This window comes from Nitrospira tepida (assembly GCF_947241125.1).
Classification (GTDB): domain Bacteria; phylum Nitrospirota; class Nitrospiria; order Nitrospirales; family Nitrospiraceae; genus Nitrospira_G; species Nitrospira_G tepida.
The window spans coordinates 4088074-4109256 of the sequence record NZ_OX365700.1; the positions used below are offsets into that span (position 1 = coordinate 4088074).

The 21183-nt window shown below is 63.4% G+C and carries 16 protein-coding genes; 1 reads left to right on the plus strand and 15 read right to left on the minus strand.

All coding sequences use genetic code 11. The annotated features are described in order from the left end of the window. Positions 1-165: 165 nt before the first annotated feature. Positions 166-1080: a toll/interleukin-1 receptor domain-containing protein gene (locus QWI75_RS19420; protein WP_289270900.1), complete on the plus strand. Its 915-nt coding sequence runs from the start codon at positions 166-168 to the stop codon at positions 1078-1080. A 57-nt stretch (positions 1081-1137) separates the two neighbouring features. On the opposite strand, the gene QWI75_RS19425 is transcribed toward QWI75_RS19420, so the two are convergent. The 15 genes from QWI75_RS19425 to QWI75_RS19495 form a co-directional block, all read right to left on the minus strand. Further along, positions 1138-1812 carry a LuxR C-terminal-related transcriptional regulator gene (locus QWI75_RS19425; RefSeq protein ID WP_289270902.1) on the minus strand — a complete coding sequence of 225 codons (675 nt, stop codon included), beginning with the start codon at positions 1810-1812 and terminating at the stop codon, positions 1138-1140. Positions 1813-2277: 465 nt separating this feature from the next. After that, positions 2278-3219, minus strand: a complete 942-nt coding sequence (locus QWI75_RS19430) for an ATP-grasp domain-containing protein (protein WP_289270904.1) — start codon at positions 3217-3219, stop codon at positions 2278-2280. Next, positions 3216-3965 carry a hypothetical protein gene (locus tag QWI75_RS19435; protein WP_289270905.1) on the minus strand — a complete coding sequence of 250 codons (750 nt, stop codon included), beginning with the start codon at positions 3963-3965 and terminating at the stop codon, positions 3216-3218. The genes QWI75_RS19430 and QWI75_RS19435 overlap by 4 nt, the downstream gene beginning before the upstream one ends. A 106-nt stretch (positions 3966-4071) precedes the next feature. Further along, complete coding sequence (locus tag QWI75_RS19440) at positions 4072-6789, minus strand: DUF6519 domain-containing protein (protein WP_289270907.1); 2718 nt, start codon at positions 6787-6789, stop codon at positions 4072-4074. Between the two features lie 69 nt (positions 6790-6858). Then, positions 6859-9015 carry a hypothetical protein gene (locus QWI75_RS19445; RefSeq protein ID WP_289270909.1) on the minus strand — a complete coding sequence of 719 codons (2157 nt, stop codon included), beginning with the start codon at positions 9013-9015 and terminating at the stop codon, positions 6859-6861. Continuing rightward, positions 9012-11837, minus strand: a complete 2826-nt coding sequence (locus QWI75_RS19450; protein WP_289270911.1) for a putative baseplate assembly protein — start codon at positions 11835-11837, stop codon at positions 9012-9014. Before QWI75_RS19450 ends, QWI75_RS19445 begins: the two co-directional genes overlap by 4 nt. Beyond that, a complete protein-coding gene (locus QWI75_RS19455) occupies positions 11834-14395 on the minus strand; it encodes a putative baseplate assembly protein (protein WP_289270913.1) in 2562 nt (853 codons plus the stop codon). Before QWI75_RS19455 ends, QWI75_RS19450 begins: the two co-directional genes overlap by 4 nt. Then, entirely contained in the window at positions 14392-14748 is a 357-nt protein-coding gene (locus QWI75_RS19460) for a GPW/gp25 family protein (RefSeq protein WP_289270915.1), read from the minus strand. The genes QWI75_RS19455 and QWI75_RS19460 overlap by 4 nt, the downstream gene beginning before the upstream one ends. Before the next feature lie 6 nt (positions 14749-14754). Beyond that, complete coding sequence (locus tag QWI75_RS19465) at positions 14755-15075, minus strand: hypothetical protein (RefSeq protein ID WP_289270917.1); 321 nt, start codon at positions 15073-15075, stop codon at positions 14755-14757. Positions 15076-15138: 63 nt separating this feature from the next. After that, positions 15139-15714, minus strand: coding sequence for a phage baseplate assembly protein V (locus QWI75_RS19470; RefSeq protein WP_289270918.1), 576 nt, complete (start codon positions 15712-15714; stop codon positions 15139-15141). After that, positions 15711-16838, minus strand: a complete 1128-nt coding sequence (locus QWI75_RS19475; protein ID WP_289270920.1) for a hypothetical protein — start codon at positions 16836-16838, stop codon at positions 15711-15713. The genes QWI75_RS19470 and QWI75_RS19475 overlap by 4 nt, the downstream gene beginning before the upstream one ends. Continuing rightward, entirely contained in the window at positions 16831-17193 is a 363-nt protein-coding gene (locus QWI75_RS19480; RefSeq protein WP_289270922.1) for a LysM domain-containing protein, read from the minus strand. The genes QWI75_RS19475 and QWI75_RS19480 overlap by 8 nt, the downstream gene beginning before the upstream one ends. Next, complete coding sequence (locus QWI75_RS19485; protein ID WP_289270924.1) at positions 17190-17849, minus strand: hypothetical protein; 660 nt, start codon at positions 17847-17849, stop codon at positions 17190-17192. The genes QWI75_RS19480 and QWI75_RS19485 overlap by 4 nt, the downstream gene beginning before the upstream one ends. A 43-nt stretch (positions 17850-17892) precedes the next feature. Next, a complete protein-coding gene (locus QWI75_RS19490; RefSeq protein WP_289270926.1) occupies positions 17893-19275 on the minus strand; it encodes an eCIS core domain-containing protein in 1383 nt (460 codons plus the stop codon). A gap of 372 nt (positions 19276-19647) precedes the next feature. Then, positions 19648-21027 (minus strand): eCIS core domain-containing M35 family metalloendopeptidase, encoded by a 1380-nt coding sequence (locus tag QWI75_RS19495; protein ID WP_289270928.1) that lies wholly within the window; start codon positions 21025-21027, stop codon positions 19648-19650. Positions 21028-21183: the final 156 nt, after the last annotated feature.

Consider the following 21183-nt stretch of genomic DNA (forward strand, 5'->3'; position numbering starts at 1 on the left):
GAAGCTTCGCGCGGAACATTTTCAGGGATTTGCGTAGAAGGACGGCGGCCATGGTCATGGGCAGGCCGCCTAACACCTTCTCTGACCCGAATTCACCGCAACAGACTTTCGCGCCGTTATGCGCTGTAGACAGCAAGGCAGCATCATTCAGAGGATGGTTGACACATGGATGCGTTCATTAGCCATGCCTCGAAAGAAGCCGGGGTGGTCGCCCAGATCGAAGAACTTCTAGAGGCGGACGGCCTCAAGGTCTGGTTGGACCGTTCAGAGATCCGTCTGGGAGTTTTGTTACGGAAGGAACTGCAAAATGCGATCAGGAACAGCCGCATTCTGATCCTTCTCTGGTCGAAGGCCGCGGCAAGGTCCCGATGGGTTGCTGCCGAAGTGCTGACCGCCTTTCATCTGAACCGGTTCATTGTCGCCTGCGTGCGCGATCACACACCGTTACCCTATTTCCTCCAGAACACCATTTACTTGAATCTGCAACGCCGAAACACCGCTTCGATTGAACAGCTCCGTCGGGCCGTTCGCACGTCTCCGGATGCGGCAAACGAGGTTCCGACCGTGATGAGCAGTCCAAGCTGGGAACTCCAGCAGACTATACAGCACATCGTTGAGGGGCAAAGCGCCGTCACTGATTGCTTGGGGAAGAGGGATCTTCAGACAGCCAAGAAGAAGTATCAACTGATCGATGGCGTCACGTCTGACGCTAAAAAAACGTGGCCGCTGGAACCAATGGTGCTCAACCTGGCGGGGTATCACCGCAAGAATGCGTATATGCTAAAGCATTGGGCGGCGATCCAGGCTGGCCGTCCGCCCAAAGACCGATTGCTGGCGCAGGCAGAACGTCTGTTCTTCGAGGCCCTCTTTGGCAACCCAAATGATTATTCCGCATTAAACGGTCTGGGCAGCATCCTGATCTTTGAACGCGATCTAGAGGCGGCAGAGTTCTTCATCCGGCGGGCCATTGCCTTAGCCAAACAAGATGGGATCCACTATGCCGCAGCCAAACATGATCTGGCTATGATTCTTGCGTTCAAACGAACGCTGACGCCGACAAAGCCCGTTTCATCAGTTTAGTCATCGCCGCTTGAATTCTGCCAACCAGACAGCTTTGTTCCAGAGACGCAGGGTAGCTCAATGTCCCCTGGCCACCAGGCCCCGTTCCCTGGCATATCGGGCGGCTTCCCGGCGATCCTGCAATTGAAGCTTGTCGAGGATATTGTGGACGTGGTTCTTGACCGTCTGCACCTCGATACACAAATGAACGGCGATCTCTTTGTTGCAGAGCCCCCGCTCAATCAATCCGATAATCTCCCGCTCCCGCCTCGTCAGACCCGCGTCGTCGTCGAGACCGGCTCCGCCGTCTCGCTGCGCCAGGGTCGAGATCCGTGAACACAGCAAATGGGCGATCCGCGGAGAGCAGAGCGTTTCTCCCCTTGCCAGCGCCTCCACCGCCCTGAGCACGTCGTCCGCCGACGCGTCCCGAAGGAGATAGCCCGAGGCGCCCGCGTCCTCGATGCAGGAGAGGATATCGGCCTCCCTGTCCGGCACGTCCAACATCAAAATCTTGGACTCGGGGGCATAGGCATGGAGTTGTTTCGCCGCCTGCATCGGCTCTCGCGAGGCCTTGTCGCATTCCAGCAGGAACACCTGGGCATGAAGCTCGGACAATGCTCGGCCGTCCAACTCCCACTCCGACGCCGCATACACGACCGAGATCGTCTCACGCTGACTCAGGTAACAGGCCAGACTTTCGCGCAGGAGACGATGACGATGCAGGATACCGACACGAATCACATGCTCGCTCATGGTTTCCCATGCCCGCTTATGCAATCCCCACAGCCATGCGAGAAAAACCAGGTGGAAGTGTACTCTCTTCGATTGAACGACGCGAGACCTAATTAGCCCTCCTCGACCATCCGATCCACTGCGATGCGAAGAGACAGGAACCACCTAGCGAGCAAATCTTATTCCACGACAGCCACACCTCTGCTGTCGGTTTCGCGCAGGTGCGCTTGCGCCCGTTTTGAGTCACGACTGTACGTACCAGCCTACACCATCGCGACAGCTCGCAATCGCGTAAAGGGCTTCCGTCCAGAGTCTTTCGCTCCGTATCTAAAGCGATACGCCTGTATCTCATCGGATACGTGGTTGCGCGCGCACGATCCCACATCCATTCCGCCGGGTGAACCTGCGATGAGAAATCGGATGGAGGCTTTCGGGCGTACGGCGACAGGCTTCCGGAAGAGCGGGAGTCGATTCTTTCCCGCCTGCTCAACAATGGATGGCGGGGGGACGGGGCGCATCGATCAAGAGTCGGGCAATCGCCTGATCGATCGGCTGCTGCGTCCCCTCCTGATAGTAGGTAAACCCCGGCGACGGGTTGACTTCAAAGCAGTACCAGCGGTCATCCGGCGTCCGTCGCAAATCGATGCCCGCCACAAGGAGCCCCATGGCAACCGCCAGTTTTACACAGCGTCCGGCACAGTCGTCCGGCAACACATAGGGCCGGAGTTTCGTCTCCGAGCCTTGGTATGCAGCATATCGGTAGTCGTCGGCATCGGAGAGAATTTCGCAGGCAAAGATGTCATTCCCCACCACGTGGACCCGCACATCCGTGCCCGGCACGTAGGCTTGAAACTGCGTCGGGCACCATTGGATATCGGCCAAACGGTCGCGGTGAGCCGTCGTCAACCGCGAGACAATGCTCCGCACCCCGCTCACGGATTTGTAGACCACGGTGCCATGCCGTTCCCAGAACTCCGCCGCCGCAGCCGGATCCGTCGTGATCAGCGTGTCCGGCACCTCGAACCCGCTCGACCGAATCTGCAAGGATTGATACGGCTTGGAACTGTTGCCCGCCATGGCCTCGATTCGATTGACGACCAACGCCGGGGTCAGTTCGCTCCAGAGGGTCAGCCCTTCGTCGAGTGCCTCGGCATGGCGTCGGGCGGCGCTGCCCTCTTGCGCGTCTGTTCCGCTCAACAGTCGGCGTGACTCATAGGGTCGGATATAGGCGGCCGTGACCTGGCTGAGATCGCATGTTCGTGACCCGACCCGGAGCCGCGCGCGCACATCCGCGCCGGCCGTGAGGTCAAGGGCTGTCTCACGGACCGCCGATTGATCCGCCACGAAGGTCGGCGCCCCTTGCCGCTGAAGCGCCGCTTGCACAAGCGCCAGCGGACTGTCCTCCAAGAGCCCCCAGAGCAGAATCATGCGGCCTCTTGGCTCTCTTGCCCGTCCGTACGCGCCGTCACCAGATAGTCCATCACGGCCTCGCCGATCACATCATCGGCAATATCCGGCCAGGGCGTCGCGTCGACGAAGGCCGACCCTGGAGACGGACCGGTAAAGCGAACGGCCAGGAAATCGGTTCCGGCCGCCTGCGCCAGATGCCGCGCCTGAACGATCAACAGCGGATCGGCGTCCCCGAGATGCCGCCTCCCGATCAGCGTCACGGTCGAGCCTCCCGGTTGGGAGACGGCCCTCGGTCTTCGACCCTGGGTGAGCCGGATGCGCCGGTGGACCGGGAGAATGGGAATGCCCAGGTGACCGGCCACGCGGACCCACTCCTCCTGGCGCCACCAGCGGCCGGACAGGCAGCGCGGAGTCGGACGATTCAGAACCGGACAGGGCAGGGTCGTGAGCCAAGCCAGTAAAAATGCGTTCATCTCGGCAACGACATAGGTTCGGTCGCCCGCCGCGATATGGAGCAACTCTTGCTCGCTCACGCCGGGCAGCCGCGTCAGCACTCCATGGATCTCGCGGTCCTCCAACAAGCGGCCGGCCACGACGGCCCGTGAACGTACTCCCATTGTGCCGAACGAGCAGCTCCACCCGACCCGTGAGAGATCACGAGGCGTCAGGAGTTGCACGCCGCCATCCCGATGCCGCTCGACAAAACTCCGGGAGACCGCATCCCACGAATTTGCGACGACGAGAAACGTTGCACGGGAGGTCATATGGCCTGGTCCCATCCCGCATTATTCATGAACGCTTCCGCTGCCTTGGCCCATTGCAACAGAGGAGCAACGGGTGCAACGCCACGAACCGTCTGAATAATGCGGGCTATCGTTCCTTCTTTCTGCGTTTGGCCCGTTTCCTGGTGGGCTCCTTTGCCGACCCCCTCGGTTCTCCAACCGGAGGGCGTTCATCCGGCCGAATGAACGCCTGTCCTTCGCCTCGATCGTCCTGCGCGGCCAACAGTCCCCGATCCGCTTGGGCTCTGGTTGTTGCCCGTAAGTCCTCCGGCCTGGGTCCGCCCCCGCTCAACGGATGGACATCTCTGATCTTCGTATCGGTAATGTCCTTGAGCTTGTCCCTGACCTTCTCGACCTCCTTCTCTTTGATGTCCTTGCCTTCTTTTGAATCCTTCCGTTTCTCCGTCACGGTGACCCTGGCGATCGCCGACTTCGTCGGATCCGCCGCGCTCGTCGCGACCACCTGGAACTGGCCCGGCTCTCTCGGCGCGGTATAGGTTGCCCTGGTCGGCGCCGTCCGAGCGATGCTGCCTCCGCGGACCCCCTCCCGGATCGTGAAGGTCACCGTATTGTCCTCTGCCCCCTCGACATTCGCGTTAAACTGCACGGACGCTCCCGCAAACAGGGAGACGGCCGGCGGCGTGATCGTCACGGAGACGATCCGTGTCGTCAGCGAAGCCGTCTTCTCCGCTCCTCTCAAGGTGGCTTTCACGGACACAGAGCCGGCGGCATCCGCCCTGGTCGCCGTCGAGAGCGAGACCGTCGTCTGTCCTTCAGGAACCGTGACCGCCTGCGGCAAGGTTGGGACGGGATCGCTGCCGGACAACACAGTTTTGGCCAATGCGACGGCCGTGCCGCCGCTTGGAGACGGGCGATTCAACGCGAGCACGACCGTGACCGGCTGGCCCGCCCGAACGACGCCCGGCGTTACGTTGAATGAATCCAGATCCGGCAGCGGCGGCCTGATTTGAGCCGGAACGAACAGCCAGCTTTCGAAATCGCTGGCGCGCACGCCGGCGCCGGACGGAAACAGCAAATCGGTCCGCGCAGCCGCATCACTGCCCGGCCGGAGGCCCGGCCGGCCGAATGCCTGGCCGTCGAGATAGAACACGTCCTCCCCTTGGATGCTCCAAATCGCCGCCCCCTTCAGCGTGACGCGGATCAACCGCAACGAGGGCGGTCCTTCCACCAGTTTCAGGAGCTCGGCCAATTCCGGCTTCCACTGAATGCTGTTTTTCTCCACCGTGATCTTGCCGTTCAGGATCATGTTCACGCGAGGCAGAACGGCATTCGGATCGGGCGAAGGGGCGAGCGGCGCTTCCAGCGTGACGATGAAGCTCCCGGGATTCACCGATTGCGGCGCCCCCGGCGTCTCCGGGGTCGGCTGTGAGGGGACGCCGTCCAGGGTGACTTGCAATCCATCCTGCTGCAACTGCGCCAACGGCATCACGTCGTCGTTGAGCCAGTTGGTTCCGACGACATGGAGCGCCCCGACGCCGGTGAGAGGCGGAAAGATCTTCCGGCAGTCCTGCACCGTAAGCGTGTTATCCGTCTGGTTTCGGCGGAGCAGCGCGATCCGGCAATACTGGTGCCGGATGCCGAACGGGGGTTGCGACGAGGCGAACGGCCACTCGATCGTTCCGGTCTCGCCGTTGATGGCGGTCCGGGCTGGAATCAGCCAGTAATCGCCGGTGGCGTAGATTCCCGGTTCGAATTTGACCTCGACGCCGTTCTCGAGCGGGATGAAGCCCTCGTTGCTCGAAGGCACTTGCGCGGGGAGATCCTTGACACTGTCCCACCGTCGCAATTTGGGATGGCGCTTCGGCTCCACGCCAGCCGGGCCGGAGGCCAACGGACTCGGCGCGGACGTCAGTTTGATGACCCGGGTGGACCGATTGACGTTGTCGATTTGCAGCAACTGCCCGGGGGCGCCGGCAAGCTCGGCGGCATCGTCGCACAGCTCCACCCACTGCCCGCTGGCGAATCCCAGCAGCTCGTCGGGGCCGAGGTCTCGGACGGTGACCTCCTGGCCGCTGATCTTCTCGATCGCCGTCACCACGGTCCCGTTGTCACGCGACCACTTGAACGTCGGAACATTGTTCGGATCCCCCAAGACGCCACCCCGGTGGATCTCCACGCGGTAGAGCTGATTTTCCAAGCCGCGAAAGCCGGCGCTGGCCGGAAGGATGCAGGGGTTCGGGACGCTCGACGCCGGCCTCGAGCGCGCGTCCAATGCGCCCTTTCCGCCCGCCAACAGCTTCTCCCATTCCTCGAAGAAGCTCGTGCAGCCGACGAAGCCGCCCTGCGGCTCCTTCACCGGCAGCACCTTCACCTGCCAGATGGTCTTGACCCTCGTCGTGGTGTCGGGGCCGCCAAGGGCCGACTCGCGCATGGACCGGTCGTCCAGCGCCGTCACGTGCCGCCTCCAGACATCCAGGTAGACGATTCCGAAGGTCGTCCCGGCCCGTTGCAGGATCTCTCGAACGGCCGGCGCGTCGAGCAGGTCCGGCTGTCCGCCGTACGGGACCGTCGCCTCGTTCTCGCACAGGATGCCCGCGACATAATAATTTCCGGCGCCGATCAGAAAGGTCGAGCGGTCCTGGCTGAGCACGATCTCAAACCCCGGATTGTGGGCGGGAGCGCCGGAATAGCCGATGATGTCCTGCGCCCCTCTCTCGGCCCGATAGCGATGGATCGCCTGTTGCTCGTTCCAATCCGCATCGAGCTGCACCCGTCCCTGCTGCATGAGCACGTCGCTGTAGTGCTTCGATGGATCGAATGTCTGCCGGCTGAAATCGCCTTTCATGGAATGTCTCCTCTGACTCGTCCCCTGCGGCTCATGCTATTTGGGCAGATCGTCGAAGGTCCGCTCTGGCTACGTCACGTAAAACAGGCCAGTCTCCAAACCCAACCGCAGATACTCCGCCAACCGCGTCCGTACATTGCTTTCCCGCTGCGACTGGAAGACTTGGTGAAAGACGCCCACTTCCGAGCCGTCCTCGGCTCCCGTCCGAATTTCGACGTGGCAGGAACCGTGAAGCTGCCCATAGCCGGGATGGCCGAACTGCCGGCTGGTCCAGACCGGTTGCAGCCGAGCCTTGGTTCTGGCGGCGATCTGCTCCAATTCGGAAGCGGAGATACCGGGATGGCGGGTCTTGGCCTCCTCCATCGCCTGCCGGATCGCGAAGTCCGGTTGGCACCGATACCGGCGCGGGACCTGGGATTCCAGCGGCACGTAGGAAAACCGGACGCATCCCGTCTGCGTCTGGTCGCAGGTGACCGGCCCCAGGAACAGGCTCTGTTCCGCCGATTCCAATTGGCGCACATGGACCGAGCCCAGCCACGTGCTGCCCAGCGTCCGCAGGTTGCCGGCCGGCTCGCGCCCATCCTCGCTCCCGGCCAGCACCACGCCGCCCTCTTGAACGGCATCCACGAGGCTGTTGCCGAGGCTGACGCGCACATCGCTCCCCACCACGATCCGGCCGCTGACGGAGCGATCCAGTATCAAGGTTCCGTGAACGCCCGCATCGTTCCACCGTATCGACGGCGTCGCGAGCGGCTTGGTTGTCAGATCGCCGGCCACCTCCACGGGGGAGAGCGTGCAATGTCTCAACGTGAGCATCATCTGTTCGGCGCCAGTGACGCGGACCATCTTCGCGATCATGAGACCGTCCAACGTCACCTCGGCTCCCGGCGCGGAGACGATCGTCACGGCGCCGTTGATCACCGGGCGCGTGCCTTCGTTCGCCTGGATCACCAGATCCTGTTGGGGACCGAGCGTGATGGTCAGGTTGCCGTCGAGCGTGGCGCTGTCGTCAATTTGGATCACGCCGTCCCCCGTCCCGACCGAGGCGAGGGCCTGAGGAAGCGTGGAACCCCCGGCGGACACCCGGGCCGAAACCGGAGAGACAAGGGTGTCCTTCTTATACGGCCCTCCTCCGAGATCGTCGCTGAATCCATAGGAATAGTTGACCGTGATCTGGACGTTGGCGAGGTTGGTTCCGGCCGGAAACGCCAGGCGGCCCAACAGCGGATCGACCGCGACCTGAATCGGCAGCTTGGGGTCGGGGCTGTTGTCGTTGAATCGTTTCCCGGTCGGCCGATAGGCGAGCTGGTTCGGGGGCCTCCGCCATTCGCTCAAGTCGCAGATGAGGATCTCTGCGGCCGGGATGGCCGTCGCATTTTTGAAGATCTGGAAGACCGGCAGGCGCGAACTGAAGTAAGTCAAACCCTGGCTCGCCGCCGCCTCCGTCTTGCCGTCGGCGAGCAATTGTCGGAACGACTCCAGCTCGTCGTACAGGATACGGCGCCGCAGCGGGTCCGGCACGTTCACCGGCTCCGCCAGGTGCTCGATCTCTTCTTCGCCCTGACCGGGATTGAACAACGGACCATCCAGCCCCAGCGGATGGAAGGTATAGCATCCCTCCTTCACCAGCTTGGCTGTTCCTCGCGTCACTCGATAGGGGCGAAGCCGCCAGAAGAACAATCCGACGTTCGGAATGTTGTGCTTCCCTCTCCCGCTGAAGATGCGGCGGACGTTCACGGTATGGGCCGTCCGGTCGAAGGGAGTCTCCAAGTACTGCAGGGTCGCCTGCCGGCGGAGATCCGCCATAGCCGGATGGCCCGGGCGGAGATGGTTCAGATATTGCGTCGTGGCGAGCAACTGAAAGAATTCCACGCAGCGTGCGTTCCATCCCGTCACGTCTCCCGCGAGCTGTTCCAGAACGGAAGCTGTTCCCTTCCGCCTGCGGTAGCCGATCGTGTTGGCCACTTCCGCGCGCGGGCTGCTCACCTTGGCCGCCACCCCGTGCAGCCCCCGGTAGCCGATCAGATCACCGATGTAGGGGACCGCCCAGTCCGCGCAGGTTTCAATGAAGTGATCGTCGTACAGTTGTTCCAAGTCCTCTTCGATCGCCGCCGCCTGCTCCGCGATGACCGACAGGAGCGCTTTGAGCGGCCCTCCCTGCTCCTCGTCCCGGAGGCGATAGAGGGCGGGCAGGAGGCGGTAGAGGGTTTCGGCATCCATCGTCATGACAGCACCTCGATATCCGGCAACAGATTGGGGTCCAACAGGAGCAACTCGGCGCCCAACAGCTCTCCATCCCCCACCCGCGCCTGGTCGGCGCCGAGCAGCGCCGGGAAAGGGAAGGCCGGTTCCTCATCGATCCGATGGAATTGCGTGACGGTGGCGGCTTCCACGCCCTTCTCCTGCTGTATGAGGGCGATGACCTCGCTCAACGCGACCGGCCGGCCGAACTCCCGATGCTCAAACGCAAAGGCCGTCCGGACTCGTTCCTGAACGCTCCGGACGACCTGCTCCGGCCGATAGTCGCCATGAACCTTCACCCTGGCGGCCAGCTTGAACAACGCAGGGCGGTAGGACAGGACGCTGAAGGGCACGAAGGGATCGCCGGCCTCCCGTATGGCGCGGTCGAGATTTTCGGCAAGCTGGCTACTCGTTTCGACGAGGGCGCCTCCCGTCCCGGCGACCGTGATGAGGACCGCGCGCTTCGTCCCGTTCCATACCCAGGTTGCCTGCGCCTTGCCGATCCCCGAAAAGGCCCGGGCGAAGTCTTCGTAATCCCGCAAGGAGACCACGCGATCCAACGTGCGAATCGCCAACGGGGCGTTGGACCGGATGTCGTCGCGGGTCTCGGGGTCCGCCGCCCCGGTTGCATCAAGCGGATTCGTGACCTCCCGCACCCCCAGCGGGCGGGTCATGAGCAGACTGAGCTGCCGCGCCTTGACCATGCCGGCCGCGCCGAGTCCCTGGCGATAGGTCGCGCGGATATTGTGCTGCCCAGTGGCCGGCCGCGCCCCCATGGCGCCATCGCCGAACCGGACCGTTGTGTTGCCGCTGTCGTCCCGCTGGACGAGATAGACGCGATCGGTCGGCCCCTGTCCGTACAGGCTCGACACCTCGCGCCACCGTTGATCATTGACCCACAGGTCGAGCGTCGATGCGGCCCCGCCTGGCGTCGGCGCGCTGACATAGGTCAATGGGGGCTGGCGCAAGGCGACCTGTTGAAAGGCTTGGGCCGCATCGCCGCTGCCGAGGATCTCCCCCTTTGTTTCGCCGTGGGTCGCCGCCGCGACATTGGCATTGATGGTGACGGTCTCCCTCACGTAACGATAGGTCAGGCCCTGGCCGAATGTCAGCGTCGTGAACCCTTCCTCCAACGTCACCTCGGCGAGGGTCATCGCCTCGCTGACCGTGACATCCCGCAGGTCCTCCCGCTCGCCTGTCACGATGACGGTTTGACCGGCCTTCAGGCCGAGATCGGCACGGTCGAGCGTGAGGCGGCTCCCTGCAATCGGATCCGAGATGGGGAGGGGCGCGAGGTCCAACGGCTCATTGACGGCGTAGACGGTCGTATCGCGAAGCCGGAAGTTGCCGAAGCCCTCGGAATGATCCACCTCCACGCGAGACACCTTGGCGCTGATCGTGTAATCGGCGCGAGACACCTCGCCGACCTCTCGCACCCGGTAGACTTCACGCCCCGCTTGGCTCTCCAAGAGAATCAGGCTGTCCCGGACGATGTTCGGATAGACCCGATCCAGAAACAGATGCGGCGGCCGACCCTCTTCTTGTTCGTCGTTGAGGGTCCTCTCTTCCCAACTGTTGGGGTACACCGGTTCCACGGTTTGTTCGGTTCCGGTCTTATCCTTGAACTTTTCTCCCAATCGCTGAGCGGGGGAGAGCGACTGGTACTTGGGAGCATTGTGCCCGAACAGCGCCGCCCGCTCGCGGAAAGCAAAGACGCCGTTCGGAAGTGGCTCCCTGGAAGGTTGCGCTCCGGGCACTGGCGCCGGCTCGCCCTTGTCCGGGATGGAACGAACCGGCTTGGCCACCGAGACCTGCGCCCTGATGGCGGCCTGGATTGCGAGGGGCGACCATCGCTTCTGGATGGCCATGGCCCGCAAGACATCCTGTTTCCAGCTCTTTGCCACCACCAATTCCTTCCGGAGAAACTGATCGTTGAGGAATGCCGCCTGCTTGATGAACTTGCCGAGCACGATCTTGGGCCGCGGCAGCGGAACAGGTTTTGGAGAGGGCACCAGATCCAGACGTATCGTCTGAGCCTTGACATCCGTCGTCACCGCCAGCACCCGTTTCACGCTTCGCCCGGCCGGGTCCTCTCCCGCTACGATCAGCATCGTATCGCCGGACTTGACGAACGACGTGAGACCTGGAATCGTCACCGACTCCAGATCCGGCTCCAGCGGATGTGGGTGCGTGAGCCGTGGCCGCAAGGCGTTCCACCCCGCCTGCCCGACGATCGTCTCGACCGTCTCGAAGATCTGGGCCTTCTCACCGGGGCCGGGGATGCTTTGCACCTTGGTGCCCTTCTCGATGACGACCTCGGTCGCCGACGTCGGAGTCGCAGCCGGCGCCGATCCCACGGCTGGAGGCGGCGTCGGATCATCGACGGTGAAGGCCAGATAGGTGCCGGCCGCCACGCCGGGCCTCGGCTCATAGCCGATCAACCGGGCCTGCTCCAGCAGCGAACGGCGCTCGGTCGCCGTGCGCAGGTACGACTCATTGATGATCCGCTCCTGATAAAAGGTCAGGATGTCCAGCAGCACCGCCCACGAATCGAGCAGGGCAATGGCGAAATCATCGTCACGGCGCGTCTTGAGGGATTCCAACTTCGCATGGTCGGACGCGGAAAGCCGCGCGAGCATCGTGCTCTTGAAGAGGGCATGGGTCCCCACGCGATACTGAACGACCGAGAGGCCTGGCCGGTTGAAGACCTCGACAGGGGTCGCCGCGCCGAGTCCGATGCAACACCCGCAGGGATTCAGCTCGGAAGCCTGTTCCGAAGCCATGGCGCCAGGCTGTTCTCCGCTCATTTCCCTCCCTCCGCAATCAGCCGAAAGACGCCCCGCTCGGGGAAGTTCGCATCGTTGTCGAGTCGGGCGATTTCGAGCCGCCCCAACTTCAACTCGCCCGTGTGCAGCGCTTCGGTGCCGGGGAGGCCCTGGCGCTGAAACACGGTCACGCGCGCCGATGCCACGCCGGCGACCGTCTCCGCCGCCGCATAGAGCGGACTCAGATAGACCGTTTGGCCGAACGTGAAGTTGTCGGGATGAAAGATGCCGCGCCGGCCGTCCGGAAGCACTCGGTTGCTGAAGAGGCGCAGCAGCGCTTCCGTCACGTCCCCGCGGAAATAATCGGGGTGGACGCACACCTGCATTTCGATCTCCAGCGGCACGAACCGAGGATCATCGATTTCGACATCGTGACCGGCCATTCGGTACCGTTCGAGGTGGCGGCGCAGGTCCGCTTCGAACCGCGCATCGACCCTGCTCCCGCCGCTGCGATCGACGGTGACGAAGACCGTGTGCCAGCTTCCCGTCCAACGCAGCGACGCGGCCGCCCGTTGAACTCCCCGATGGCGCTCGGTGACACGGCCGTAATCCCGCATTGTGACCGCGCGTCCCTGTGCTCGAAAGGCATAGGGCGCGTTCTGCCTCGCTGACTCCACGCTTTCCGGTTCCTGCCCGCCTTGGGCGGCCATCGGGTTGCCGACACCCGCCACATCCGCGTTCTCGGTGACGAGATGGGCGAGCGTGTCGGCTCCGATATTGCCCTGGGCGCCGTTGCCGACCCGGTACCGAACCGTGAACCGGCTTCCTGAGGGAGGCCGATTGCCGTACCGCCCGTCACCGAACCGCAAGAAGGCCGTCCCGTCTTCTTCCATCTCTACGACGCAGTCGTTGAGCTGTCGGCTGTTCAACAAATCCGGCTTCGCCGTCCATTCCGTGGAACCGGCCTCATCCGTGCTCGTGAGGGACACGATCTGGGGCCGGACGGTCGCGCGCCGGTACTGCATGGCTGCATGGGCCGACCGGAGGTCCTCACCAACTTCCCGATAGGGATAAGGCGCGGCCTGTGTCAGAGGCTTTCCCTGCAAGGCCGGCCGGAACCGCGGCGGGACCGGCTGTCGCGGGCCGCCGGATCGGTCCTCCCGGCCAATCTCGAAGCCGCCGAGTGATGAAGCGGCATGGCGAGCCGGTATCCGGAACAGCCGAACGGGGGGCACCGTCCCCAGATCCTCTTCGGCCATGGTCCGTCCGTGGTCGGCCAAGACGATGTTGCCGAGCGCGACCGTGACATCGTCAACTTCATCTTCGCCATGATCCTTGTCGGTTTTCGAAGACAGGCAGAACGAAAACGGCAAGGCATCCTCCGCATGCCACTCGATCTCGGCAATCGGTTCTTGATTCAATGGATCCTTTGTGTTGACGGCGTCCCGGATCAGACGCACCGCATGCCGCCGGGACGGATCGGCATCCGTTTCCGCGCCGGTCTTCGGCCCCTTCTTCTCCTGGAGAATCAGCACCGCGCCTCTCGTCAGATGCGGGTAATGTCCCTTCAAGGTGGCCCTGGTGGCCCCCGTCGGCAGGCAACATTCCTTGTCCCCCCAGGTATAGAAGGGCAGTTCGTGGTGCTGCCGGAACAGCCGGACGTCGTCCATCAGCTCAAAGACTACCGGTCCTGCCGTGAGCGCGGCCTGCTGAGCCGCCGATCCTGGGGCGATGACCGCGTCGGACCCTTCGACGCGGGTGAGCAACATCGTGGGGCCTTGGCCGCTGGTCCGGCTGAGCAACACGTTGTCCCGGCCCGGCTTCAGCCGAACCTGAACCCAAACCCGCGCGTTGCTCCCTTCGAACAGGCTGTAATCCACCAGCCTGGCATGGCGGCGGACCGAGATGCGGCGGCGCGCGGTCCCGAGGTAGGCTTCGGTCGCCGCCGCATCCTGCTGATAGCTGAGGTGGTCCGCGACATAGGCCAGCAATTCAACGAGCGCGATGCCCAGATCCGCCGGACTGCGCTCGCTCCATCGGGGCAGGAGCAGCGAAAGCCGGTCCAGCATCACCCTTCTGAAGCTGGCATAGTCCTTGGCCAGATAATTGATCTCCGGCTGCGAGACGGACGGGGGCGCACAGGCCTCAGCCGGTTTGCAATCAAAATCGCTGGGGCAGGTCACCTTGAAGGAGAACTCGATGGCGGACAACTGCGGATCAAAGCCCGTCGGAGGAGCCGGATCGTCAGCCGACGTGACCAGACGAAAGACATAGGTCGAGAAGTCGCCCGGCTCCGCGACGGTCACCGTCAAGACCCGGTCCGTCGCGCCGACCGTCCCCACGCGAATGCCCCTGATCCTCACCCCCCCGTCGATCACAACATTGGCTGGCGTCAACGGGGGAGCCGGGCTGGGCGGCACCTGGTTGCTCTGTCCCGGCAGGGGATGGAGGAACCGGACGCGAAGCGTCTTCTGATCAGCGGTCGCGACTTCCAGAAAGTCGATGCCGTTCAGGACCGGCTTGCCATCGGCCCCCTTCGTGTTCCGGACGAGGGCCCGCCTCGTCTCGTTCTTACAGCGATAGGGTGTCGTCATCGTCATACCGCGCGACCAAACTCCGCAACCCGACGTTGTTGGGTGCGGGGCAAGACATAGTGAACGGTAACGTGGAGCATGGCGTCCTCATGCCGGACCTCGACGGCTTCGATCTGCACCAGATCGCCGAGCCATTGCTGGAGGGCCCCCTGGACCGTTACCTGGGTGGCAGCCGCGAGCGCATCGCTGTTGGGCGCGAAGACCAATTGCATCAGCCCGCTGCCGAAGGTCGGCCGATTGACCCGTTCGCCCGGAGCTGTAAACAGCACCTGTTCGATCAAGTCTCGAACGTGCTTCTCGTCATCCGCGGCGGCCGAGCGTCCTTGGGCGTCACAGCGAAAGGGAAAGTCCAGGTTCATAGGGCCTCACATCCCGCTCACCCTGGTTTGCGTCGTCGAGACTTGCAGCGGCGTGCTGTTCGGCGCGCACAGGGCCTGACTGTCGAGAAGAAGAACCGGCAGGCCTCCGGCCAATACTTTCGTAGCAGCCGTGACCCACTGGCCCGTCAGGCAGGGACTCGGGACGCCGCTCACGTTGAACGGACAGCCGGCCACCGCATAGGGAGCCGGCTGCGTGGTCACGGGCTGGCCCCCGACCAACACGCGTGGATTCGGAGAGCCGGGCTGGGCCTGGCCTCCGTGCGCGCACAGCACCGTCGCCCCCACATGCAACAGAAATCCCGGCATCCTATCGGCCTTCCTCTTTCAGCTTGTCGCCGCCGCCTGAGCACTCCACGCCGGCCGTCCCATTTACAGAATCGTCAGCGCCCCGTTGTTGAGGTTCACCGGCTGGCCCGTGATCGTGATCGACGGCCCCACCATCGCAATGCTCGCCCCCTTGCCGTTCGAGATGGTGATGCCCATGTCGTTGACCAGGACCATCGCCCCGGTTGTGCTCCTGAGCATGATCCCGCCGGTCGGACCGGGGACGTCGCTGAGCAGCAGGGTGTTCTGCCCCGTGGTCTGAATCACGATGTTTTGTCCCGGCGGCGGGGCCGGAGGCGCCAGCGCGAGGGCCGGCACCTCCGCGGCCACGCCCCAAAACCCTCCCACCCAGATCGGATAATCCGGCTCTCCCTGCTCGAATTCGACCCACACTCCGGCGCCGACTTGCGGGACAAAGAACGTGCCCTCCTGCTTGCCGGCGATCGGCACGCAGGGCATGGCCCAACTGGAGGGAGTGAGGCCCAACACATCGGGCACCATCACCTGGATGCGGCCGAGTTGAAGCGGATCGAGGTTGTTGAAGACCGTCCCGCGATACTTGCCGTAAAACTTTCCGGAGACGCCGTTCGTCGATTCTAATTCGCTGTCGAGTTCCTTCATGCCGGCACCGTGGGCAGAGTGGAAATCAGGCCGTTTCGGCTCAAGGTGAAATTCTGTTTGTATTCGCCGCGCTTGATCATATGGGTGACGCTCTTGACGTAGTACAGCCCGTTAAAGGCCAGCCCCGCGCCCCGCACCCCGACCAACTGTCTGGCGCGGAGCACGCGCCCGTATCGCAGCACGTCGAGGCTCCCGCTGGCCGTGACCGCGTCGGACGACTTGGCCGCCTTCGCCAGGCCGATGAGCAGGGCTTCAACGGGCGAGTACTTGGCCATTCCGGGAACCGGTTTGATGCCCTTCGGAATCGGTGGGATGAGCCCCAGCGGAGGATTCAACGGCGTCACGTCGGGCACGGGAATCCCGATGATCGCCTTCGTTTCCTTATTCAAGATGAAAATCACCGGCAGCTCCTTGGATTCCGTGTCGTAGCTGATGCTCAAGGATTCGACATTGGTATGCGCGCCCATGTCGACGTTCAGCGCCGGCTGGGGAATCCCGACCTTGATCTCCGGCCCCCAATAGGCCCTGCTGGTCCCAGGGACCGGACCAGGCTCAAGGTAGAACACGTACCCGACCCGTTTCGCCAGCCACCTGATGTAGTTCAGATCGGTGCCCTTCTGCCCGGGGATTTTTTCGAGCGGGATGGGCACGTCGAGCAGGACGCTCGGAATGATCATGGGAACGATCCCGAACATCGCATACTTCGCCAACATCAACCCGACGCGCGCCTCGCCCGGCATGGCGGGATAAGGGACATTGAACTCCACATAATCCATCACCGCGGTGAGGTCCTTCCCCTTCACGATCAACGTGGCCTGGCCTGCGTCGGTCCCCGGCTTGACCTCATGGTGCGTCATGACGCCGTCCATCAGCACCTCGGTTGCGCCGTTGATCGTGACCGCGATGATCACGCGGACCAGCGGAATCGACTGCCCCCCCGCCACCAGGAACAAGGCGTGCAGCGGCGAATTCGTGCTCAACGCAAAGATCAGTTCGAACCCGCTGGCGGCGTCGCCGGCGTTGGTGACGACCTGTACGCCGGTCAGGGCGTCCAAGACCTCCTGGGGAACCGGCACCGGCACCAGCGGACCGACCATCAACGTCAGATGCAGGCCGTTACGCACGTTGGACCCCCGGAACGCCCTCCGGCAACGTGATCTTCAATCGACGCCCGATCCGCTCCGTCAGTTCGCTCGGACGGAACGCGACGTTGGCATCGCAGATTCGCCAAAACTGCTCGGGGTCGCCGAAGTAACGCTGGGCGATCCCGTCCAACCGTTCGTTCTGGGTCACGGTGTGTTCATAGAGCACCGCGAGCCGCTCCGGCGGAGGGACCAGGCGCCGCCGCAAGTAGACCACCGATCTGCCGTCCGGCGTCTCCAGTGTCGCCGTCGGCACTCCGTGGTACCGGCTGTTCGGCGGAAACAGGATGGCGTTCAGCGGGCTGGGCTGTAACAGGATTTGCAACGGATCCGTCATGGTATGGCTCCGATCCCGAACACGTTCAACGTGCCGCCTTGGTTTTTCGCCGCCAGTTGTTCCTTGGCTTGCAGGTACCCCATGAACAAGGTCCCGCCCTTATGGGTGAACCCGACATCATCGACGCTCAGCACCCGCAGGCCCAGGCTGACTTTGGCTCGAATCGGATTGAGGGCCGGATCGAACGCCTCTTCCGTCACGCTGAACTCCGTCAGCCGCACCGGGAGCACCCGCGTCTTGCTCCAGACGAACAGGGTCAGCGGCGCTTCCATCGGCGCGATCTCCAGCGTGCCCGCCTGCGCAAGACGGTGGTTGGCGAGCAGGCGCGCGCTGGCCGGGTAGAGAATCGTCTCCAACGCCGAGAGCTGCGGATGGATGCCGACCTGGGTCGCCGTAGGGTGCCGATCGGGAAATTCCAATTGATCGGTCGCGTCGATTTCCGCGTCCAGCTTGATCGTCTCCACCGGCGGCCCCTTGAGCCGCAACGCCTCGGATCGGTCGCCCCCCTCCGTCCCGACGCCCTTCACCTGCAACGTTCGACTCAACGTATCCGGATTGTATTGCAGCGCGATCACGCGCAGCACCGCGGCGGTGTCCGGATCGATCAGGACAAGGCCGCCCTTCAGCAACCGCGGCGAATTGGGAAATGTGCTCATGTTGTCATCCGGGCCGCATGGTTGGCCGGCACTCCCGGCGCGGCTATGACAGATCCATTGCCAGCGTCGTGTACGAGTCGGCATTGAGCAACGGGGCGGTGCCCCTGCCAGGATACGTCGGGGTCGAGCCCGCATGCCCATGCCAGCCCGAGTACTCATCAACGGTAAAATTGGAAAAGGCCGCATGGAACGATTCGTGAAGCACGCAACCGGCCTGATAGACGCTGGACGTCCCTTCATCCAACGTGACATTCCGGCAGATGGTCGTCTCGTGGCCGCCCGCCCCTTTATTGGCTAATCCGCAGTGGCCGGCCGCGCATTCGGCTGTTTCCGTTCCGGCGCATCGGATCGGGATCGTGCTGATTTCCCGATAGCCCCTACGCAGCCGGCCCACGATCAGAGGAATGTTGGCGGCGACCCCGTAGGTCGGTCCGAAATTACGGCGCAGGCTCTTGATGACCTTGGAAGGCGTCGGCGTCGTTTCCATCTTGGCGATCGCCTTGTTTAACCACCCCCTGGCGTTGAAGATGGACTGATGAATCGTCTTGATCTCCTCCTCCGAACAACCGGGGTTGGCCCCTAATCGCTGGATGCCAAGCGGAATCCGAGGGTTCACGGCCCGCTCGGCCTTTTGCCCATAAGAGCCATCAGGAGGACCAAGACGAGGAGCGGATCTCCCCGAATGGGCTTCGCTGGGACCGGCGCCGCCCTGCTGCACGACATGGGTCAGCTCGTGGGCCAGAACCCGCTGTCCCTCTCCGGTGTCTGGCCGGAACTGTCCTTCTCCAAACACGATCCGGTTCCCCACCGTATAGGCCAGCGCATGGACCGCCCTTGCGGACTCCGCCGCGCGCGCATCCGTGTGGACACGCACCCTCCCGAAGTCGTACCCGAATCGCGACTCGAAGAACGTGCGCGCGCTGGGGTCCAATGGCCGGCCCGCGGTAGCCAGCACGTCGTTCACCAAGGCCGGAGCGTCCATCGAGCCAGTTACGCCGGGGGCGGCGCGCCGTTGCCCGACGAGCGTCGGTCCTGTCGCCTTGGCGCTCTTGCATTCCTTGACGGTCAGCACCAACTGCCCCTCGGGGCAGGCATAGTCGTAAAAACACAGCGGCGTCGCCGCGGGCGGCGTCAGGTTCGTAATCGGCGGAACGCCGACGACGATATCCTTGGCCCGCACGATCACCCGCAGCACGAGCCCGTCGCTGAAATGGACATAACACCCATAGTTGCCTAACCAGTTCGGAGGGCCGCAGTCGATTCTCTCCACGGTGGCGTGGGAGGGTGGGGTCATGTCGTGTTGTGCATAGGTCTCGGCTGCCCGCTTGCTGATACTCTCCGGGTCTGCCCGCCAACTCGGACACCGGCTGCCCTCCTCATCGGAGGGCTTGCTCTCCGTGGAGGTGAGGTCCGCGGATGCAGCCATACCACCGCCTGACTCCGCGCGCTGGACGACGGGGCCCCTTTCGATCGCACGCTCACCTCCGGCGACCCGCCGCTGCACTGCTGCGCCGGATTGCCGTTCGTTGAGTGGAGACGTTGCGTGAGACATCTGCATCACGAGTGCCGCCACCCGGTCCGCTTCCTGTTCATAAACATCGCCCGGTTCATTGATCCGCAATGTGGTCTGCAAGGGCTTTCCCAGCAGCCTCTTCTTCTGACAGTCCGGACAGGTACCGGTGAACCCCGCTGAGCCGCCGCACGCGCACTTACGCTGCAAACAGGGTTGGGCCACGGAGTGATCTGCGCCGGTCTCGGTGCGAACGAAGCGCGCTAGCCTAGTCATCGTTAGAGCCCTTTAGAATCGGACCGCCGTTCTCACGCCGACGATGACGAGATCCTGATCGGCCACGAAATCACGCAGATGTTCAAGATCGAGCCCCAGATCGGCCCGTTCGCCCCGATAGCCGGCCGAGAGGCGATTGGCGATCCCGGCCATCAGTTCATTGTCGGTGAAGTTCTGTCCCAGAAAGGCCCCCGTAGTCACGTCGACATACACCCGTTTGCCGATCGGATTGATGCGGAGCCCGATCTCGCCCGCCTGAAACGCGCGTCTCGGCTGCCGGCCCGTTCCATGGAGATAGGCGATGCGGTAGCCCAGCTTCAGGTTGAAGAGGTCCAGCGCCGGCCCACCCACTTCGCCCGATAGACCGGCGGCAATATAGAACTGCGGTTCCGCGGCCAGCAGGCTTCCCACAGTCAGCTCCAGATTGGCTCCTCCACGGCCCAGTGCCGCCTCGCGCGCAAAGCTCGCGTAGCTATCGGCGTTGGTCAGCGGACGGCGACCAGGGTAGGCGTCCTGCCATTCATACGTGTCGTGGTTGAAGCTCGCGTCATGGGCATGAGCCGCTTCATGAAGGAGCGTGTCGATCAGAGACTTGTGGCCGAAGAAGTTCTGGAACGGATAGGGATCGCAGAAGAAAATATCCGGACGACCGGCATAGGCAAACCCCTTGACATTTCCACCATCGGCACTTTGGCACCGTGCATCCGAATCAGGACGGCAGTGATACGTGAACGCGTCCGCATCGAGGTCTCCGAGGATATGTTCGAATTGGCTGCGAATTTGCCCGGTCGCGGCGGCGTTGTTGGCCTCGATGTTGAAGTGCCGCCGCAGGAGACTTCCGATCCTCTCGGGGCTGGTTAGACTCGTCAATGCGGCACGTATCCACCGGCCCGCCGACGCCTGGGCTCGAGAGACATTGCCCTCCACCTCTTTTTGATTGGGCTGACAATCGGCGCCATAGGCGATCGCGCGCATCAGACGGGTTGCGGATGCCCTGCCAAGCGGGCGCCTCACCCCAAGCCTGTCATGACCGGCCACGACCGCGTCCGCGACTCGATCGGCTTCGGTTTCCAGAGGCTCGCCGATCTGGCTGAGCCCCATGGGGATTGGCACCGTGGAACCATCTTGTTGCACGACATGCGCCAACTCGTGAGCGAGCAGCTTCCGGCCCGGAGACGTTCCCGGCGCATATTGTCCGGCGCCGAACACGACCTCTCGCCCGACTGTATAGGCCGAGGCGTTCACCGCGCGAGCTGATTGCGCCGCCTGTTCATCCGCATGCACTCGCACCCGGCTGAAATCATGACCAAAGCGCGGCTCGAAGAACGAGCGTGTGCTCCGGTCGAGCGGCTGGCCGGACGATCGCAGCACCTCATGGACAGGCGCCGGCACGGTCTGCTGCTGGGGCTCGCTGCTTGATCGCCGCTCCCCGCTCGTCTTGCTGCAAGCATGACAATGGCCAGCGAGACGTGACGATCCGCCGCAGGCGCATCGACGTTGAAGAAGGAAGCCCGCAGGCGTCGGCATGAACGACTTGATCGCCGTTGA

What these genes read in the sequence shown, in the direction of transcription:
- QWI75_RS19425 (WP_289270902.1), bottom strand. Translation starts at nt 1,812, where the DNA reads ATGAGCGAGCATGTGATTCGTGTCGGTATCCTGCATCGTCATCGTCTC.
- QWI75_RS19450 (WP_289270911.1), bottom strand. Translation starts at nt 11,837, where the DNA reads ATGAGCGGAGAACAGCCTGGCGCCATGGCTTCGGAACAGGCTTCCGAG.
- QWI75_RS19440 (WP_289270907.1), bottom strand. Translation starts at nt 6,789, where the DNA reads ATGAAAGGCGATTTCAGCCGGCAGACATTCGATCCATCGAAGCACTAC.
- QWI75_RS19490 (WP_289270926.1), bottom strand. Translation starts at nt 19,275, where the DNA reads ATGGCTGCATCCGCGGACCTCACCTCCACGGAGAGCAAGCCCTCCGAT.
- QWI75_RS19455 (WP_289270913.1), bottom strand. Translation starts at nt 14,395, where the DNA reads ATGACGATGACGACACCCTATCGCTGTAAGAACGAGACGAGGCGGGCC.
- QWI75_RS19430 (WP_289270904.1), bottom strand. Translation starts at nt 3,219, where the DNA reads ATGATTCTGCTCTGGGGGCTCTTGGAGGACAGTCCGCTGGCGCTTGTG.
- QWI75_RS19480 (WP_289270922.1), bottom strand. Translation starts at nt 17,193, where the DNA reads ATGACGGATCCGTTGCAAATCCTGTTACAGCCCAGCCCGCTGAACGCC.
- QWI75_RS19445 (WP_289270909.1), bottom strand. Translation starts at nt 9,015, where the DNA reads ATGACGATGGATGCCGAAACCCTCTACCGCCTCCTGCCCGCCCTCTAT.
- QWI75_RS19465 (WP_289270917.1), bottom strand. Translation starts at nt 15,075, where the DNA reads ATGCCGGGATTTCTGTTGCATGTGGGGGCGACGGTGCTGTGCGCGCAC.
- QWI75_RS19435 (WP_289270905.1), bottom strand. Translation starts at nt 3,965, where the DNA reads ATGACCTCCCGTGCAACGTTTCTCGTCGTCGCAAATTCGTGGGATGCG.
- QWI75_RS19485 (WP_289270924.1), bottom strand. Translation starts at nt 17,849, where the DNA reads ATGAGCACATTTCCCAATTCGCCGCGGTTGCTGAAGGGCGGCCTTGTC.
- QWI75_RS19460 (WP_289270915.1), bottom strand. Translation starts at nt 14,748, where the DNA reads ATGAACCTGGACTTTCCCTTTCGCTGTGACGCCCAAGGACGCTCGGCC.
- QWI75_RS19470 (WP_289270918.1), bottom strand. Translation starts at nt 15,714, where the DNA reads ATGAAGGAACTCGACAGCGAATTAGAATCGACGAACGGCGTCTCCGGA.
- QWI75_RS19420 (WP_289270900.1), top strand. Translation starts at nt 166, where the DNA reads ATGGATGCGTTCATTAGCCATGCCTCGAAAGAAGCCGGGGTGGTCGCC.